13 protein-coding genes are annotated in these 16,560 nt (G+C 62.7%); 3 read left to right on the forward strand and 10 right to left on the reverse strand.

The genetic code is table 11. The features are described 5' to 3' along the window. Window positions 1-516 carry a M48 metallopeptidase family protein gene (locus tag BFQ00_RS17695; RefSeq protein WP_065934248.1) on the forward strand — a complete coding sequence of 172 codons (516 nt, stop codon included), beginning with the start codon at window positions 1-3 and terminating at the stop codon, window positions 514-516. Window positions 517-518: 2 nt separating this feature from the next. After that, window positions 519-815 (forward strand): winged helix-turn-helix domain-containing protein, encoded by a 297-nt coding sequence (locus BFQ00_RS17700; RefSeq protein ID WP_065934249.1) that lies wholly within the window; start codon window positions 519-521, stop codon window positions 813-815. Window positions 816-921: 106 nt separating this feature from the next. On the opposite strand, the gene BFQ00_RS17705 is transcribed toward BFQ00_RS17700, so the two are convergent. Beyond that, on the reverse strand, window positions 922-1,374 hold the full coding sequence (locus BFQ00_RS17705; protein ID WP_065934250.1) for a GNAT family N-acetyltransferase: 453 nt from the start codon (window positions 1,372-1,374) through the stop codon (window positions 922-924). Between the two features lie 200 nt (window positions 1,375-1,574). Between BFQ00_RS17705 and BFQ00_RS17710 the strand changes: the two genes are divergently transcribed. Next, window positions 1,575-2,312: a substrate-binding periplasmic protein gene (locus BFQ00_RS17710; RefSeq protein WP_065885413.1), complete on the forward strand. Its 738-nt coding sequence runs from the start codon at window positions 1,575-1,577 to the stop codon at window positions 2,310-2,312. A gap of 111 nt (window positions 2,313-2,423) precedes the next feature. Here BFQ00_RS17710 and yccS read toward each other — a convergent pair whose 3' ends face one another. The 9 genes from yccS to betB form a co-directional block, all read right to left on the reverse strand. Then, a complete protein-coding gene (gene yccS / locus BFQ00_RS17715) occupies window positions 2,424-4,607 on the reverse strand; it encodes a YccS family putative transporter (protein ID WP_065934251.1) in 2,184 nt (727 codons plus the stop codon). A 219-nt stretch (window positions 4,608-4,826) separates the two neighbouring features. Then, window positions 4,827-6,005, reverse strand: a complete 1,179-nt coding sequence (locus BFQ00_RS17720; protein WP_065934331.1) for an NAD(P)/FAD-dependent oxidoreductase — start codon at window positions 6,003-6,005, stop codon at window positions 4,827-4,829. A gap of 161 nt (window positions 6,006-6,166) precedes the next feature. Further along, window positions 6,167-7,504, reverse strand: coding sequence for an ATP-dependent RNA helicase DbpA (gene dbpA, locus BFQ00_RS17725; protein ID WP_240995367.1), 1,338 nt, complete (start codon window positions 7,502-7,504; stop codon window positions 6,167-6,169). Window positions 7,505-7,634: 130 nt separating this feature from the next. Beyond that, entirely contained in the window at window positions 7,635-9,062 is a 1,428-nt protein-coding gene (gene mdtD / locus BFQ00_RS17730) for a multidrug transporter subunit MdtD (RefSeq protein WP_065885417.1), read from the reverse strand. 35 nt (window positions 9,063-9,097) lie between these two features. After that, a complete protein-coding gene (locus BFQ00_RS17735; RefSeq protein WP_065934252.1) occupies window positions 9,098-9,988 on the reverse strand; it encodes an alpha/beta fold hydrolase in 891 nt (296 codons plus the stop codon). A gap of 252 nt (window positions 9,989-10,240) precedes the next feature. Continuing rightward, the gene (locus tag BFQ00_RS17740; protein WP_065934253.1) at window positions 10,241-11,557 is read right to left on the reverse strand and encodes a TldD/PmbA family protein; all 1,317 of its coding nucleotides are present in this window, start codon (window positions 11,555-11,557) and stop codon (window positions 10,241-10,243) included. Continuing rightward, a complete protein-coding gene (locus tag BFQ00_RS17745; RefSeq protein WP_065934254.1) occupies window positions 11,557-12,999 on the reverse strand; it encodes a TldD/PmbA family protein in 1,443 nt (480 codons plus the stop codon). The genes BFQ00_RS17740 and BFQ00_RS17745 overlap by 1 nt, the downstream gene beginning before the upstream one ends. 205 nt (window positions 13,000-13,204) lie before the next feature. Continuing rightward, window positions 13,205-14,899: a choline dehydrogenase gene (betA, locus tag BFQ00_RS17750; RefSeq protein WP_065885421.1), complete on the reverse strand. Its 1,695-nt coding sequence runs from the start codon at window positions 14,897-14,899 to the stop codon at window positions 13,205-13,207. A 144-nt stretch (window positions 14,900-15,043) separates the two neighbouring features. Then, window positions 15,044-16,516: a betaine-aldehyde dehydrogenase gene (gene betB / locus BFQ00_RS17755; protein ID WP_065934255.1), complete on the reverse strand. Its 1,473-nt coding sequence runs from the start codon at window positions 16,514-16,516 to the stop codon at window positions 15,044-15,046. Window positions 16,517-16,560: the final 44 nt, after the last annotated feature.

A 16,560-nucleotide genomic window follows, 5' to 3' on the forward strand; every position in this document is an offset into this window, starting at 1 on the left:
ATGACCGCGTTGAAATACCTTCAGGCCTATCCCGCCGCCCTTCAGGAACAAGTGCGCCAATTGATCGCCAAGGACCAGTTGGGCGCCTACCTGGAGCAGCGTTACCCCGAGCGCCACGCCGTGCAGAGCGACAAGGCCCTGTACGGCTACGCCCTGGCCTTGAAGCAGGAACACCTGCGCAATGCACCGTCGATCGACAAGGTGCTGTTCGATAACCGCCTGGACCTGACCCACCGCGCCCTGGGTTTGCACACCACGATTTCCCGGGTGCAGGGCGGCAATCTCAAGTCCAAGAAAGAGATCCGCATCGCCTCGCTGTTCAAGGAGGCGGCCCCCGAGTTTCTGCGCATGATCGTGGTGCACGAACTGGCGCACTTCAAGGAATCGGACCACAACAAGGCGTTCTATAAACTCTGTGAACACATGATGCCGGGCTACCATCAGGTGGAATTCGACCTGCGGGTGTACCTCACCTGGCGCGATTTGCAGGGCAAGCCCCAATTACAAGGCGATTGACCATGGATGTGAGCAAGACCAAGAGCAGCTTTTACCGTCGCCTGTATGTGGCGTACCTGATCGACAGCGGGCTGGCCAGCAGCGTCCCGGCGCTGACTGAAGTGACCGGTATGCCGCGGCGCACGGCGCAGGACACGATTGCGGCGTTGGCCGACCTGGATATCGTGTGTGAGTTCGAGCAGGAAGAGGGGGCGCGCAATCACGCCGGGGGTTATCGGATTCGTGAGTGGGGGGCGATTGATCGGGGGTGGATCGAGGCCAATCTTGTGGCGGTCAAGCGGGTGTTGGGTTATCCCTGAGTGATGCGGTGTTTGGGCTGGCGCTATCGGGGGCAAGCCCCCTCCCACATTTTGACGGTGTTCACAAATCAACAGTGTGGGAGGGGGCTTGCCCCCGATGAGGCCCTCAAGCCCGCCGCATACCAATATGTGGAATATCGTCCTCCAGATATTCCTCACCCTCCACCACAAACCCATACCGCCCGTAATACCCCTGCAAATGCGCCTGGGCCGACAGGAAGATTGGTGTCTCGGGCCAGATCTCCTCGATCTGCCTGAGGGTTTCTTCCATCATTAAATGCCCCAGCCCGGTGCCCCGCGCCGACGGCGCAACGATTACCCGGCCAATCACCACATCGCCACCCTGTGACTCCGGGTCGAGCAGCCGCAGGTAGGCCACCAGCTCATCCGCTTTCCAGGCCATCAGGTGGTGGGTATCGCCGGACAGGTCCTGCCCGTCGATGTCATGGTAAACACACTGTTGCTCAACCACGAACACTTCGCCGCGCAGGCGCAGGATGGCGTACAGCTGTTCCTTGCCCAGATCGTCGTGATGTCTGCAGATCCAATCGACCGTCATGAGGTGCGCTCTTGTCAAAGGCTTGGCAGGGATAGTAAGTGCGACCGGCGCGGCTGTCCAAAGCCGGTCATTTTTGTGAATGGCGTCAATTTGCCATCATTCAGTGCATGCGTGCCTGACTTCTTTGTGCAATAACCAATGCAGGCTCATTGATGAGCTACTGTTATCAGGCCATCGCCTGCCCGCCAAGGATTTTAAGCATGCCGCGATTGTCTCGTGCCGTTGCTTTGATTGCAGTGTTGTTGCTGGCTCAACCGGTATTGGCGCAGCGTTTGCGCTTGGTGGCGGACGGTTGGCCGCCGTTTACCGATATCACGCTGATCAACGGCGGGCTGGCTACGGATATTGTCAGCACCGCACTGGCTCGGGCCGGGTACGCGAGTGATTTTGAGCAGGTGCCTTGGGCGCGCGCGCTCAAGGGCATAGGCGATGGGCGCTACGATGTGCTGATCAACGCCTGGTACAACGATGAGCGCACGCAGTTGGGTGAGTTTTCCGCGCAATATCTGGTCAACCGCGTGCGCTTTATCAAGCGCCGCGACGACCCTGTCGATTATCAGGACCTGCAACGGTTGCACGGCGAAAGCATCGCCGTGGTGCGTGGTTACGCCTATTCGGCGGCGTTCGACCAGGATGCGCTGCTACAGAAAGTGCCGGTGCATAACTTTGCCATGGCCGTGCGGATGCTGGCGGCAAAACGTGTGCGCCTGACCCTGGAGGATGAGTTCGTGGCGCGTTACTACCTGGCGCGCGAGTCGCCCAGGGTGCGCAGCGCCGTGGAGTTCGTGGGCGAGCCGCTGAGCGAGAACAGCCTGCATATCCTGGTCAGCCTGAAGAACCCCGAGCATGCGCAGATCGTTGCCGGCTTTGATCGGGAGATCGCCAGGATGAAGGCGGATGGCAGTTATGCGAAGTTGATGAAGGCCCATGGGATGTAGTGTTCTTGCGGGCCTCATCGGGGGCAAGCCCCCTCCCACATTTGAATGTATTCACACATCTGAATCTGTGAACACAGTCAGTGTGGGAGGGGGCTTGCCCCCGATGGCGGCCTAAGCCGCGCGGGTATCTTTGATCAGATGCGCCGCCAGCGTACGCAACGGCCCCAACTGCCGACAAATCAACGCCAACTGCGTCTGCACCAGCCGCTGGCCCTCATCGATCTCATCCGGCATCTGCTCAAGCTGCGCTGCCAGTGCTTCCTCGTCATCGCTCTGGATCGCAATCGGCTGTTTGTTCGCCAACCCCGTAGCGATCTCATCAATGCTCGCTGCCAGGCTGTTGCCCGCGCCTGCGATCAACTGTTCGCGCACGTCGGCCGGCAGTTGGGTATCGCGGTGTGCGCCAAGGCCCGACAAATAGCTGAGCAGCGTGTGCGAGAGCACCAGGAAGCGGAAGCCGACGTCGGCCTCCTTACGAAAGTGTCCAGGCTCCATCAGCATATTCGCCAGGGTGGTGGACAGCGCCGCATCGGCGTTGTGCGCGTTGCGCCGGGCCAGGCGGTAAGCCAGGTCGTCGCTCTTGCCGGCGGCGTACTGCTGCATGATCTGGCGCAGGTAAATGCTGTTGCAGGTCAGGGTGTTGGCCAGCACTTTGTTCAGGCGCCGGCCTTGCCAGTCCGGCAGGAACAGGAACACCGCCAGGCCCGCGATCAGGCTGCCGAGCAAGGTATCGAACAGGCGTGGCAGGAACAGTCCGTAGCCATCGCCCACCTGGTTGAAACAGAACAGCACCATCAGGGTGATCGCCGCCGTGGCCAGGGTGTAGCGCGTGGTGCGGTTGATAAAGAACACCAGGCCGGCGGCGATGGCGAACATCGACTGCACCACCGGGTTTGGGAACAGGTCGAACAGCGCCCAGGCCACGGTCAGGCCGATCGCGGTGCCGATGATCCGCTGACCGAGCTTGCGGCGCGTCGCCCCGTAGTTCGGTTGGCAAACAAACAGCGTGGTAAGGATGATCCAGTAACCCTGGGAGGCATGGATGGCATGCAGGGTGGCGTAGCCGACGGTCAATGCCAGGGACAGGCGCAAGGCGTGGCGAAACAGCAGCGAGGTCGGCGTGAGCTGGGTGCGCAGGCGCGTCCACATTTCCTTGAGGTTGCGTGGGGCACGGTCCAGCAGGTTGCTGTCGGTGGCGTCGGCCAGGGCGTCGGGGTTGCTTGCGTCGCCGAGCAGGCGGTCGAGGGTCGACAGGTTGGCGGCCAGGGCGCGCAACGAGCGCAGCAGGCCGCGCCAGGCCGGGTTGCTCTGGATGCGCAGGTGTTCCAGGGAGGCATTCAAATCGCCCAGGGCTTCGGCAAAGCTGTCGTCATAAATGAACGGCTGGCGCAGTTGGATCGACTCGGCCAGGGCCTGGCAGGCCTTGCCCTGCTGGCGAAGCAGGCGTTGGCAGCGGAACAGCACGTCGCTGTGGAAGAACGCGTCGGCCAGGGCGTTATAGGGGTAGTGGGACGAACTGGCGCGCTCGTGGATGTCCTGGGCCAGGAAGTACAGCTTCAGGTAGCGGCTGACCTTCGAGCCCGGCCGGCCATTGCCGACGCGGTGCAGGATGATTTCCTTGGCCGCATTCAACGCCGCGACCACCCGACCATTCTGTTGGGCCAGTTCCAGGCGGCGTGCTTCCACATCCAGTTGGCGGATCGGCTCGAACAACGCAGATTTGAGCTTCAGATAACGCCCCAGCTCGCGGAACAACCGCGCCAGGCTCTGTTGCACCGGCTGATTGGAAAACAGCGCCTGCCACAGCACCGACAGCACGCCGTACCAGGCCGCGCCTGCCACCAGCAGCAGCGGCTCGTGCCAGAAATCACTGACGGCACCGCCGCGCTGGTCCACGCCGATCATGGTGTAGACCGACAGGATCAACGTGGCCGAGGCAATCGCGCCATAGCGTTCACCGAGCGCGCCGAGCATGGTCAGGCCGAACGTGGCCAGGGCCAGGGAGGCCGCGAAAATCCAGGGGTAGGGAAACAACAGCTCCACCGACAGCGCGGCGATGCTGAAACACACCAACGTCACCGCCAGGGCGTTGAGACGGCCTTGCCAACTGTCATCGGTCTCGGCCAGGGCGCTGGCGATAATCCCCAGGAACAGCGGGATCAGCAGCGTCATTTCATCCTGATACCAGCACAGCGCCATGCTGCCGGTCAGGGCGATGAATACCCGAATGCTGTAGCTGAATTTATCCAGTGCCCACAGGCGTCGCAGGGACTGCTTGAACGAGGTCGATGACATGAAGTCTGGAGTCTTCCGGGACGTTGTCGCTAAATTGAGCTATCAAGGACGCCACGGCAAGGGTGGTGATCACATCGATGTGCAAATATTTCCCTGACACCCTGCAAAACAAAATGTGGGAGGGGGCTTGCCCCCGATAGCAGTGTGTCAGCCAGCTCATCAGGTGACTGATACACCGCCATCGGGGGCAAGCCCCCTCCCACATTTGACTGTGTTGTGTCAGACGTATTGCGCGGCTGCGTAGCCCGAAGCCCAGGCCCACTGGAAGTTGAACCCGCCCAGGTGACCGGTCACATCCAGCACTTCACCGATAAAGTACAGCCCGGGGCTTTTCAGGGATTCCATGGTCTTGGACGACACTTCCCGCGTATCCACCCCGCCCAGCGTCACCTCGGCCGTGCGATAGCCCTCGGTGCCCGCCGGTACCAGTTGCCAGTTGCCGAGCTTCTCGGCGATGTCGGCGATTTCGGCATGGGTGTACTGCTTCATCGGCTTGGACGCGAACCAGGTGTCCGCCAGCAGGTTGGCCATCTTCTTGGTGAAAATCTCGCCCAGCAGTGTCTTCAACTCGCTGTTGGGACGCTCGGCCTGTTGCTGTTGCAGCCACGTGTGGGCGTCGTGGTCGGGCAGCAGGTTGATCTCCACGGTGTCACCGGGTTCCCAGTAGGAGGAAATCTGCAAAATCGCCGGCCCGCTCAGGCCGCGATGGGTAAACAGCAGGTTCTCGCGAAAGCTCTGGCCGTTGCAGCTGACCAGGCAATCCACCGAGGTGCCGGACAGCTCGCCGCACAGGTCCTTGAGCTGGTCGGTGATGGTGAACGGCACCAGACCCGCGCGGGTCGGCAGCAGTTCATGGCCGAATTGTTTGGCCACTTGATAGCCAAAACCGGTGGCGCCGAGGGTTGGAATCGACAGCCCACCAGTGGCGATCACCAGGGATTCGCAACGCAGCTCACCCAGGGTGGTCTGCAACTGATAGCCGCCATCCAGTCTGGCGATTTCCTGGACGGAGGTGTCCAGATGCAGGCTCACGCCGGTCTGGATGCATTCATCGAGCAGCATGCCGAGGATGTCGCTGGACTTGTTATCGCAGAACAGCTGGCCGAGTTTCTTTTCGTGGTACGGCACGCCGTGCTTGGCCACCAAGCCGATGAAATCCCACTGGGTGTAGCGCGCCAGGGCCGACTTGCAGAAGTGCGCGTTGTGCGAGAGGAAGTTGGCCGGCTCGGTGTACAGATTGGTGAAGTTGCAGCGGCCACCACCGGACATCAGGATCTTTTTGCCGGCCTTGTTCGCATGGTCGATCAGCATCACCTTGCGCCCGCGCCCGGCGGCGGTCAGTGCGCACATCAAGCCTGCGGCGCCGGCGCCAATGATCACAACTTCGGTCGAGCGCACAGCCATGTCCTCATACAAATATTCATCTGAAATGTAATCAAAACTGTGGGAGGGGGCTTGCCCCCGATAGCGGTGTATCAGTAACAGATGGACTGACTGACACACCGCCATCGGGGGCAAGCCCCCTCCCACATTGGATCCTCATTGGATCAACGGTCGTGTTACAGGATCCGCACGCGCAACGAACGGCCTTTGATCTTGCCGTCGTTCAAGCGCTGCAGCGCCTGCTTGGCGATGCCGCGTTCCACGGCCACGAAGGCCTGGAAGTCAAAGATCGCGATCTTGCCGACCTGGGCACCCGGGATGCCGGCGTCACCCGTCAGTGCGCCGAGGATGTCGCCTGGGCGCACCTTGTCCTTGCGACCGGCGGCGATGCACAGCGTGCTCATCACCGGCAGCAGCGGACCACCGCTCTGCGGCTTGAGGTTGTCCAGTTGATCCCAGTTCAGCGGCGACTTCTGCAGTTGCTCGATGGCCTGGGCGCGGTGCGCTTCGGACGGCGCCACCAGGCTGATGGCGAGGCCGGTCTCACCCGCGCGACCGGTACGGCCAACACGGTGAATGTGGATTTCCGAGTCGCGGGCCAGTTCGACGTTGATCACCATGTCCAGCGAGTCGATGTCCAGGCCACGGGCGGCGACGTCGGTGGCCACCAGCACCGAGGTGCTGCGGTTGGCGAACATGGCCAGTACCTGGTCACGGTCGCGTTGCTCCAGGTCACCGTGCAGGCCGACGGCGGAAATGCCCTTGGACGTCAGGTGATCCACGGTTTCCTGCACTTGCTGCTTGGTAAAGCAGAACGCCACGCACGACGCCGGGCGGAAATGCGCCAGCACCTTGGTCACGGCGTCCATGCGCTCTTCCGGCGAGATCTCGTAGAACCGCTGTTCGATCTGATCGTCGGAGTGGAACGCTTCGGCCTTCACTTGCTGCGGCGCGCGCATGAACTTGGAGGCCAGTTGCTTGATGCTCACCGGGTAGGTGGCCGAGAACAGCAGGGTCTGGCGGCGTGCCGGGGTCTTGCTGATGATATCTTCGATGGCGTCGTAGAAACCCATGTCGAGCATGCGGTCGGCTTCGTCGAGGATCAGCGTGTTCAAGCCGTCCAGTACCAGCGAACCTTTGCGCAGGTGCTGCTGGATGCGGCCCGGGGTGCCGACGATCACGTGGGCACCGTGCTCAAGGGAGGCGATCTGCGGGCCGAGGGACACGCCGCCGCACAGGGTCAGCACCTTGATGTTGTCTTCGGCGCGGGCCAGGCGACGGATTTCCTTGGCCACCTGGTCGGCCAGCTCGCGGGTCGGGCACATCACCAGGGCCTGGCACCCGAAATAGCGCGGGTTGATCGGGTTCAGCAGGCCGATACCGAAGGCGGCGGTCTTGCCGCTGCCGGTCTTGGCCTGGGCAATCAGGTCCAGCCCCTTGAGGATCACCGGCAAGCTCTGCGCCTGGATCTGCGTCATCTCGACATAACCCAGCGAGTCGAGGTTAGCCAGCATGGCGGCGGACAGGGGCAAAGTATTAAAAGCGGTGGCGATGGTGGTCACGGGACTGGCTCTGCAAAACAAAATGTCGCGCAGTGTACCAGTCTCGTGGGAATTTCCCCGCAAGTTCTAGACGAGACGCCGGTCAGTGCTCGATATCATGCTCACGGCTGACCACGCGTTTACCGTCTTTTGGCGACAATTGCAGGAAGATCGCCGCCGCCAGCATGGCCATGATGCCCACGGTGAGGAACGTCAGCTGGAACGCGCCGAGCACCGTGTTCACCCCATCGTTGCCGGTCTCCAGGGTGAACCCGCCGAGCAGGGCACCGGCGCAGGCCACGCCCAGGCTCAGGGACAGTTGCGCCACCACCGAGAGCAAACTGTTGCCGCTGCTGGCCTGGGCGTCGTCGAGGTCGATCAGGGTCACGGTGTTCATCGCCGTGAATTGCAGGGAGTTGATGGCGCCGAGCACCGCCAGCATCGCCAGCAGCAGCGGGTAAGGGGTTTGCTCGCTGACCAGGCCCATGCTTGCGAGCATGGCGCCCAGGGCCAGGGTGTTGCCGGTGAGCACCACGCGATAACCCAGGCGCTCGATCAACGGCCGGGCGATGGACTTGGCAAACATCGCCGCCGCCGCCAGCGGCAGCATGCTCATGCCGGCCTGTGACGGCGAATAACCCAGCGCCACCTGCAACAGCAGCGGCACCAGGAACGGCAGCGCACCGCTGCCCAGGCGCGCGAACAGGTTACCGAGGATGCCCACGGCAAAGGTGCGGGTCTTGAACAGCACCGGCGAGAACAGGGCGTTGTCGATATGCCCGGCGCGCAGCCAATACGCCGCCAGGCACGCCAGCCCGCCGAACAGCAGCAACATCACCCGCAGGTGCGGCAGGTGCAGTTCGCCCAGGCCCTCCATGGCGATGGTGATCAGCACCATGGCCGCGCCGAACAGCAGGAAGCCGAGGCTATCGAAGCGCGTGCGCTCGCTGCCGCGCAGGTCGGGGATGAACTTCCACACCGCGTAGCAGCCGATCATGCCCACCGGCAGGTTGATCAGGAAGATCCAGTGCCAGGTCAGGTATTGCACCATCCAGCCGCCCAGGGTCGGGCCGAGCAATGGGCCGAGCAGGCCGGGGATAGTAATGAAGCCCATGATCCGCACCAGCTCGGAACGGGGATAGGCGCGCAGGACCACCAGGCGCCCCACCGGCAGCATCAGCGCGCCGCCCAGGCCCTGGATCACCCGCGCACCCACCAGCATGCTCAAGCTGCTGGACAAGGCGCACAACAGTGACCCGATGCTGAACAGCAGGATGGCGCCAAAGAAGATTTTCTTGGTGCCGAAGCGGTCGGCGATCCAGCCCGACGCGGGGATCAGCAAGGCGACGGTGAGCATGTAGGCAATGACCACGCCCTGCATGCGCAGCGGGTTTTCCGCCAGGTCCCGGGCCATGGCCGGCAGCGCCGTGTTGAGGATCGTCCCGTCCAGCGACTGCATGAAGAAGGCAATCGCGACCACCCAGGGCAGCCAGCGGGCGGTCTTGGCGTCGAGAGGGGCACGATTCGGCATGGGAACCCTTTTGTTAGCAGGCTATGTGTCGGCGATTATGCGCCATTCGTCGCTGTTTTTCCCACTAGCGGTTCGTCTATAGCCGACAACGCGGCGTGCTCGCCCAGCAGAAAATCCAGCAAGGCACGATGCACCGCCAGCGCCGCCTCGCGTGATTCCAGGTCGAGCAAATGGCCGGTGTGTTCGGCCACGGCGAAACTGCTGCGCTCTACGTAATCGCCGAACAACCGGGCTTCGGCGGCAGGGGTGTATTCGTCCAGCGTACCGTTGAGGAAGTACACCGGTGTTGCAATGTGCCGCAGCGCCGGCAAGTAGTTGCCATCGCCCAGCGCCAACACCTGGTGGATGTGAAAACGCGCCTGGCGATATTCGGTGGTGGCCATGTTCGACAGGTGGCGGTGGTTGTTGCGCTTGAGGCGCGGCGACAGGTATTTGCCGACTGTCTCGTTGAGCAGGTGGCCCACGGCGGATTTGTCATCGGCCTCGATCAGCACGCGCACGCGCTCCACGTACGCAAGCATGGCCGGGTTGAGGTTGGGGGCGAGGGCCATCACCACCGAGCTTTCGATGGACGGCGGGTTGTGCGCCAGGGTCAGCAATGTGGAGATGCCGCCCCAGGAGGCCGAGACCAGATGGTTGACTGCAAGGCGCTCCACCAGCGCGCGCAGCATCTGTACCTCGTCGTCCTTGGTCACCAGGTCCAGGTCGGTGTTGTATTCACGCGAATAGCCGGAGAATGGCAGGTCGAACAGCAGCACATTGAAATGCTCGGCCAGGCATTTGCTGGTACGGGCAAAAGAGCGCGTGGTGGACAGTGCACCGTTGACCATCAGCACGGTTTTTCTGTGCGGGTCGTCGCCCAGTTGCTCTACGTGGACGTTGTAGTGCTTGTATAGCTTCTCTATGACAAAACTTCCCTGGGTCATCGCTGCACTCCCTGTGATGTGGCGGTATGCCATCACTCCTTATAACGGGGTTTTTTGCGGGCGACAACAGGGCTGTCCGTGCAGAACGGGAAGAAGAGAATGGACGGTAGGAAGGGTTGAAATTGATCTGTCTGAAATCAACTCAGGACAATGTGGGAGGGGGCTTGCTCCCGATAACAGTGTGTCAGTCAGTACATGTGTCACTGATACACCGTCATCGGGAGCAAGCCCCCTCCCACAGGGGTTTTATATTTACAACGTCAGGGTCAGGCGTTTGACCAGGGCGCCTGGCAGCAGATTCGACGCGGTGTTGCGCTGCCCATACGTGCTGGCCGACAGCAGCAGTTCCCGTTCAATCGTCAACGCTTCCAGCTGTGAGCCCAGCAGGCTGTACACACTGTCATCAAAGCGCATGGTGCTGACCGGGGCCTTGATCTCGCCGTCTTCCACCCAGAACGTGGCGAAGCGGGTCATGCCGGTCAGGCGCGCCGCCGGCAGGTCGGAGTAGTTCAGGTACCACAGGTTGCTGATGTACAGCCCGGTGCCCAATTGCTTGAGGATATCGGCCTGGGCCAGGTTGCCGGCGGCCATCTGCAGGGCGCTGGGGGACTCGTCGCCGCCGGCGCCGTTGGCACTGAGGCCATATTCGGCGGCGCTGCGCGAGTTGACCAGTTGGCCGTCGGCGCGGCCTGCATCGATCAACCTGACATCGCTGCGCGGGTAGCCTTCCGGGGAAAAGGCCTGGCTCAGTGAACCGCTGATCTGCTCGCTGACGGTCACCAGCGGGCTCAGGTGCTGTTCGCCGGCATACAGGCGTTGCAACGAGCTGCCTTTGCTGGCGATGGCCTGGGCGGAAAAGCCGCCCCAGGTCACGATGCTGATGATCTCTTCGAGTGCCGCCGGAGCGAGGTAGGCGCGGTACTGTCCGGGCGGCAGCGGGTGCAGCGGTCGGCCCAGGAAGTGGAGCTGGTCGCGCGCCTGTTGGACGCGCCGGGCGAACTCGGCACTGTCCCAGGTGTGCCCGGCGTAGCTGGCCTTGACCGCTTCGCCATTGGCGTGGAACAGGCTGAAGTCGAAGTTGAAGCTATTGGCCTGGTGCCAGCCGAACGCGCCGTCGGAGCTGGCAAAGCCACGGCTGATGGGACCGGCGGCATAGAAGCCGACCAGGTCCACGTCTTCTGCAGCCCGGCTGATGTCTTGCAGCACCTGGGCCATCTCCGGCAGGGGGCGCAGCTGTTCGTTGTGGCTGTGCCAGGCGTCGTGGTTCAGCAACAGGTACGGGTCCGCCGGCAGTAGCGGCAAGGTTTCGCGCAGTTGTTGCAGGCCATCGGCCAGACGCTGGCGATCCAGCGCCGGCTCGCCGGACAGGGTGATGCCCAGGTCGGCGTGGCGGCCGTCGTTGATCAGCTTGAGGTTCAGGCTCGATTGTTGCACCTGGCCGGCCTGGCGCACCTGTGCGTGGTTGAACCGCACGAATTCCGACGATTCATCCGCGTAGCCGAGGTGAAATTGCTCTTTATCGGTGATGGCCTGCTTGAGCCAGTCCACCAGTGCCTTGAAGTTATTCATCAGGCGTCTCCCCCGAATACATCGACGTTACTGAACACACAGGCCGGCGACGCATGGCCGACGCGGATCACCTGGTTGGGTTCGCCCTTGCCGCAGTTCGGCGTGCCCAACACCTTGAAGGTGCTGGCATCGCCGACCGCGCTGAGGTTGCGCCAGAACTGCGCGGAAATGGCGCGGTAGTTGGGGTTCTTCACCACACCCTTGAGTTCGCCGTTTTCGATCAACTGGCCCCACTCACACCCGAACTGGAACTTGTTGCGCGCATCGTCGATGGACCACGAACGATTGGTCGACATCAGGATGCCGTGTTCAATACCGCCCACCAGTTGCGCGAGGTTTTTATCGCCGGGCTCGATATTCAAGTTGGCCATTCGATCGATGGGCGGGCGATTCCAGCCGCAGGCGCGGCTGTTGGCGACGCCTGGCAGGTTGGCGCGAAATTGCGACAACGCGCCGCCCAACGGCTTGAGCAGCAGCCCTTGGCGGATCAGGAACTGCTTGCTGGCGCGGGTGCCGTCATCGTCATGGCTGTAACTGGCAAGCTGCTCGGGGATGTCCGGGTCGAAGGTCACGTTGAGCAGCGGTGAACCGTATTGCAGGTGGCCGAAGTCGCTGGCCTTCACAAAGCTGGTGCCGGCGTAGTTGCGCTCGTCGCCAAGGATGCGGTCCAGCTCCAGCGGATGGCCGATGGACTCGTGGATCTGCAGGATCATCTGGTCGGGCATCAGCAGCAGGTCACGCGGACCCTGGGGCGTGTTCGGTGCCAGCAACAGTTGCAGGGCCTCGTCGGCCACGCGCGGCGCGGCGCCGATCAGGCCGAAGCGGCTGATTACGTCAAACCCGCCTTGCTGGCCGAAGTTGCTGCCGCCGAGGGTGCGGGTCTGGCTGTCGTTACCGTCGAAGGCCGTGACATTGACGCCGGGGAACACAAAGCGCTGGGCCTGGCGCAATTGGGCGCCGGCGGTGTTGAGGTAGATCTGTTCGACGGTGGTCTGGCCCAGACTCACGTCCCAGCTGACCAGGCGTTCATCCCTGGGCACGGCAGCGGACTCATCGCCGAGCAGTTGGTAGCAGTCGCTCAGGGTGGGGAAGGGCTGGTCGAAGTCGGGCGACAGGTAGTCGGCCACGTCACTGGACACCGCTTGCTCGCGCAGGTCGAGCAGGGCGTGGGGCTGGATCTGCCGGGCCTGCTGCTCGGCGCGCTCGAGGGCGGCTTGCAGGCCGGCCAGGGAAATATCGTTGGTCGCGGCGTAGGCTTCCACGCCGTTGAGGCGCACGGTGAGCATGGCGCCTTCGTCGTGGCTCAGGTGCGGCGGTTCGGCGACGTTCTTGCGTACCGACAGGTATCGGCCGGATTCGCGGACATAGCGCAGGGAGAAGAATTGGGCGTTGGTGCGCAGGGCACTGAAGTGTTTCTTGAGCGTGGCGTGGTGTTCGAACATGGGGCCTTCCTTGTGGGCGGCTCAGCGCGGGCAGGCCAACAGAGTAGGCCGGGGCTGGGAGCTGATCAAGGGAGGGGGTTGTGTGTTGTTTGTTCGGGCCTCATCGGGGGCAAGCCCCCTCCCACACTTGACCGCGTACTTCCTTTGGAACACGGTCGAATGTGGGAGGGGGCTTGCCCCCGATGGGAGCGCCGCAGTGTTTCAGTTACTGCGCAATTTCACGCATCGGCTTGCCACGCACCGGCGCATCGCCGGCCACGTAGTAGTCGGCGGTGCTGCGCGGCAGTGGCGTGCGGCCACGGATCTTGTCGGCGATTTTCTCGGCGATCATGATCGTCGGCGCGTTCAGGTTACCGGTGGTGATGATCGGCATGATCGACGCATCCACCACACGCAAACCCTGCATGCCGTGCACGCGGCCTTCGCCGTCGACCACCGCCATCTCGTCGGTGCCCATCTTGCACGAGCAGGACGGGTGGAACGCGGTCTCGGCGTGCTCGCGGATGAACTTGTCCAGTTGCTCGTCGGTTTGCACGTCGATACCCGGGCTGATTTCGCGGCCACGGTAAGGGTCGAGCGCCGGCTGCTGCATGATTTCGCGGGTCAGGCGGATGCCGTCACGAAATTCCTGCCAGTCCTGTTCGGTGGCCATGTAGTTGAAGAGGATGCTCGGGTAGTCCCGTGGGTTCTTCGACTTCAGGTGCACGCGGCCACGGCTTGGCGAACGCATGGAACCCATGTGCGCCTGGAAGCCGTGCTCTTTCACGCCGTTGCTGCCGTTGTAGTTAATGGCGACCGGCAGGAAGTGGTACTGGATGTTCGGCCATTCGAATTCCGGGCGCGAACGGATAAAACCGCCGGCCTCGAACTGGTTGCTGGCGCCGATACCGGTGCCGTTGAACAGCCATTCGGCACCGATGGCCGGCTGGTTGTACCAGAGCAGCGAGGGGTACAGCGACACGGGCTGGGTGCAGGCGTATTGCAGGTACAGCTCAAGGTGATCCTGCAGGTTTTCGCCGACGCCTGGCAGGTCATGGACCACCGGGATGTCGAGGCTTTCCAGCAATTTGGCCGGGCCGACGCCGGAGCGTTGCAGCAGTTGCGGCGAGGCGATTGCGCCGCTGCACACCAGCACTTCCTTGCGCGCACGGGCTTCAACGCGCTCTTCGGCGGCGCCGATCAGGTAACGCACGCCGACCGCACGCTTGCCTTCGAACAACACTTTGTCGGTGAGGGCGTGGGTGACGATGGTCAGGGTCGAACGCTTTTTAGCCGTGTCCAGGTAACCGCGTGCGGTGCTGGCGCGACGGCCATTGGGCGTGACGGTGCGGTCCATCGGGCCGAAGCCTTCCTGCTGGTAGCCGTTCAAGTCTTCGGTACGCGGGTAACCGGCCTGTACGCCGGCTTCGACCATGGCGTGGAACAGCGGATTATTGCCTGCTTTGGGCGTGGTCACGCTGACCGGGCCTTCGCCGCCGTGGTAGTCGTTGGGGCCGATGTCGCGGGTTTCGGCCTTGCGGAAATACGGCAGGCAGTCCAGGTAGGTCCAGTCTTCCAGCCCCGGCAGCTTCGACCAGTTGTCGTAGTCCATGGCGTTGCCGCGGATGTAACACATGCCGTTGATCAGGGAAGAGCCACCCAGGCCCTTGCCGCGACCGCATTCCATGCGGCGACCGTCCATATGCGGCTCCGGATCGGTTTCGTAGGCCCAGTTATAGCGGCGGCCTTGCAGCGGGAACGCCAGGGCGGCGGGCATCTGGGTACGGAAGTCGAGGCGGTAGTCCGGGCCACCGGCTTCCAGCAACAGGACGGTGACGCCTTCGTCTTCGGTCAGGCGAGTTGCCAGGGTATTACCGGCGGAGCCGGCACCCACAATGATGTAGTCGTATTCTTGGGACATTGGATGCACCCTCTTTGAAGTGTGGTCAGGTCGGGCCTCATCGGGGGCAAGCGCCCTCCCACATTTGAAGGTGTTCACAAATCAAAGTGTGGGAGGGGGCTTGCCCCCGATAGCGGCCTCAAAGGCACTACAAGGCTCGGGTTCTTAGAACACCGAGGCGTAATCACCCAACTCAACCTGTACCGATTTGATGCGCGTGAAGTTGTTCAGCGAGCTGATCCCGTTCTCACGGCCCACACCCGATTGCTTGTAGCCACCCACCGGCATCTTCGCGTCGGACTCGCCCCAGGCGTTGATCCAGCAGATACCCGCTTCCAGTTGATGAATCACGCGGTGAGCGCGGTTCAGGTCCTTGGTGACCAGGCCGGCTGCCAGGCCGAAGTCGGTGTCGTTGGCGCGGCGGATCACTTCTTCTTCGGTCTCGTAGGTGAGGATGCTCATCACCGGGCCGAAGATCTCTTCACGCACGATGGTCATGTCGTCGGTGCAGTCGGTGAACACGGTCGGGGCCACGAACGCGCCTTTGGCCAGGTCGCCGTCGGTCAGGCGATCGCCGCCGCACAGCAGGCGTGCGCCTTGCTCTTTGCCCTTGGCGATGTAGCCCAGCACGCTTTCCATGTGGGCGAAGCTGACCAGCGGGCCGAAGTTGGTGTTGTCGTCCTGCGGGTCGCCTACACGGATGCGCGCAACACGCTCAAGAATCTTGGCTTCGAACGCTGCTTGCAGATGCTTGGGCACGAACACGCGGGTGCCGTTGGTGCAGACCTGGCCGGAGCTGTAGAAGTTGGCCATCATCGCGATGTCGGCGGCGCGATCCAGGTCGGCGTCTTCGAACACGATCAGCGGCGACTTGCCGCCCAGTTCCATGGTCACTTCCTTGAGCGAGGAGCTCGAAGCGCTGGCCATGACTTTCTTGCCGGTGTCGGTGCCGCCGGTGAACGAGACTTTCTCGATGCGCGGGTGCTCGGTCAGCCAGGTGCCGACTTCACGGCCGCTGCCGGTCAGGACGTTGAACACACCGGCCGGAACGCCGGCTTCGGTGTAGATCTCGGCCAGTTTCAGGGTGGTCAGCGAGGTGACTTCGCTGGGCTTGAAGATCATCGCGTTACCGGCGGCCAGGGCCGGTGCGGATTTCCACAGGGCGATCTGGATCGGGTAGTTCCACGCGCCGATACCGGCGACCACGCCCAGCGGCTCGCGGCGGGTGTAGACGAAGGAGGTGTCGCGCAGCGGAATCTGCTCGCCTTCGATGGCCGGCACCAGGCCTGCGTAGTATTCGAGTACGTCGGCGCCGGTGACGACGTCGACGTATTTGGTTTCGGAGAACGCCTTGCCGGTGTCCAGGGTTTCCAGGGCGGCCAGCTCATCGTTGCGCTCGCGCAGGATGTCGACGGCGCGGCGCAGGATGCGCGAACGCTCCATGGCGGTCATGGCGGCCCAGATCTTCTGGCCTTTTTCGGCGCTGACCACGGCACGTTCAACGTCATCTTTCGTTGCGCGTTGCACTTGGGCGAGAACTTCACCGTTAGCCGGGTTGATGGCTTCGAAGGTGGCATCGCTGCCAGCGTCGCTGTAGCCGCCGTCAATGTAGAGTTTTTGCAGTTCGAAACGGGCCATAAAGTCCTCGCAAGTGCATAAGTGGTTGGCGCGGTTCGGGAGTT

The organism is Pseudomonas sp. 28 E 9, from assembly GCF_900004785.1.
GTDB classification, from domain to species: Bacteria; Pseudomonadota; Gammaproteobacteria; order Pseudomonadales; family Pseudomonadaceae; genus Aquipseudomonas; species Aquipseudomonas orientalis_A.

Excerpts from the sequence above, each read along its gene's own strand:
- BFQ00_RS17740 (WP_065934253.1), bottom strand. The coding sequence starts at position 11,557 with ATGAATAACTTCAAGGCACTGGTGGACTGGCTCAAGCAGGCCATCACC.
- BFQ00_RS17735 (WP_065934252.1), bottom strand. The coding sequence starts at position 9,988 with ATGACCCAGGGAAGTTTTGTCATAGAGAAGCTATACAAGCACTACAAC.
- BFQ00_RS17710 (WP_065885413.1), top strand. The coding sequence starts at position 1,575 with ATGCCGCGATTGTCTCGTGCCGTTGCTTTGATTGCAGTGTTGTTGCTG.
- BFQ00_RS17700 (WP_065934249.1), top strand. The coding sequence starts at position 519 with ATGGATGTGAGCAAGACCAAGAGCAGCTTTTACCGTCGCCTGTATGTG.
- BFQ00_RS17695 (WP_065934248.1), top strand. The coding sequence starts at position 1 with ATGACCGCGTTGAAATACCTTCAGGCCTATCCCGCCGCCCTTCAGGAA.
- dbpA (WP_240995367.1), bottom strand. The coding sequence starts at position 7,504 with ATGCTGGCTAACCTCGACTCGCTGGGTTATGTCGAGATGACGCAGATC.
- mdtD (WP_065885417.1), bottom strand. The coding sequence starts at position 9,062 with ATGCCGAATCGTGCCCCTCTCGACGCCAAGACCGCCCGCTGGCTGCCC.
- BFQ00_RS17705 (WP_065934250.1), bottom strand. The coding sequence starts at position 1,374 with ATGACGGTCGATTGGATCTGCAGACATCACGACGATCTGGGCAAGGAA.
- betB (WP_065934255.1), bottom strand. The coding sequence starts at position 16,516 with ATGGCCCGTTTCGAACTGCAAAAACTCTACATTGACGGCGGCTACAGC.
- yccS (WP_065934251.1), bottom strand. The coding sequence starts at position 4,607 with ATGTCATCGACCTCGTTCAAGCAGTCCCTGCGACGCCTGTGGGCACTG.
- betA (WP_065885421.1), bottom strand. The coding sequence starts at position 14,899 with ATGTCCCAAGAATACGACTACATCATTGTGGGTGCCGGCTCCGCCGGT.
- BFQ00_RS17745 (WP_065934254.1), bottom strand. The coding sequence starts at position 12,999 with ATGTTCGAACACCACGCCACGCTCAAGAAACACTTCAGTGCCCTGCGC.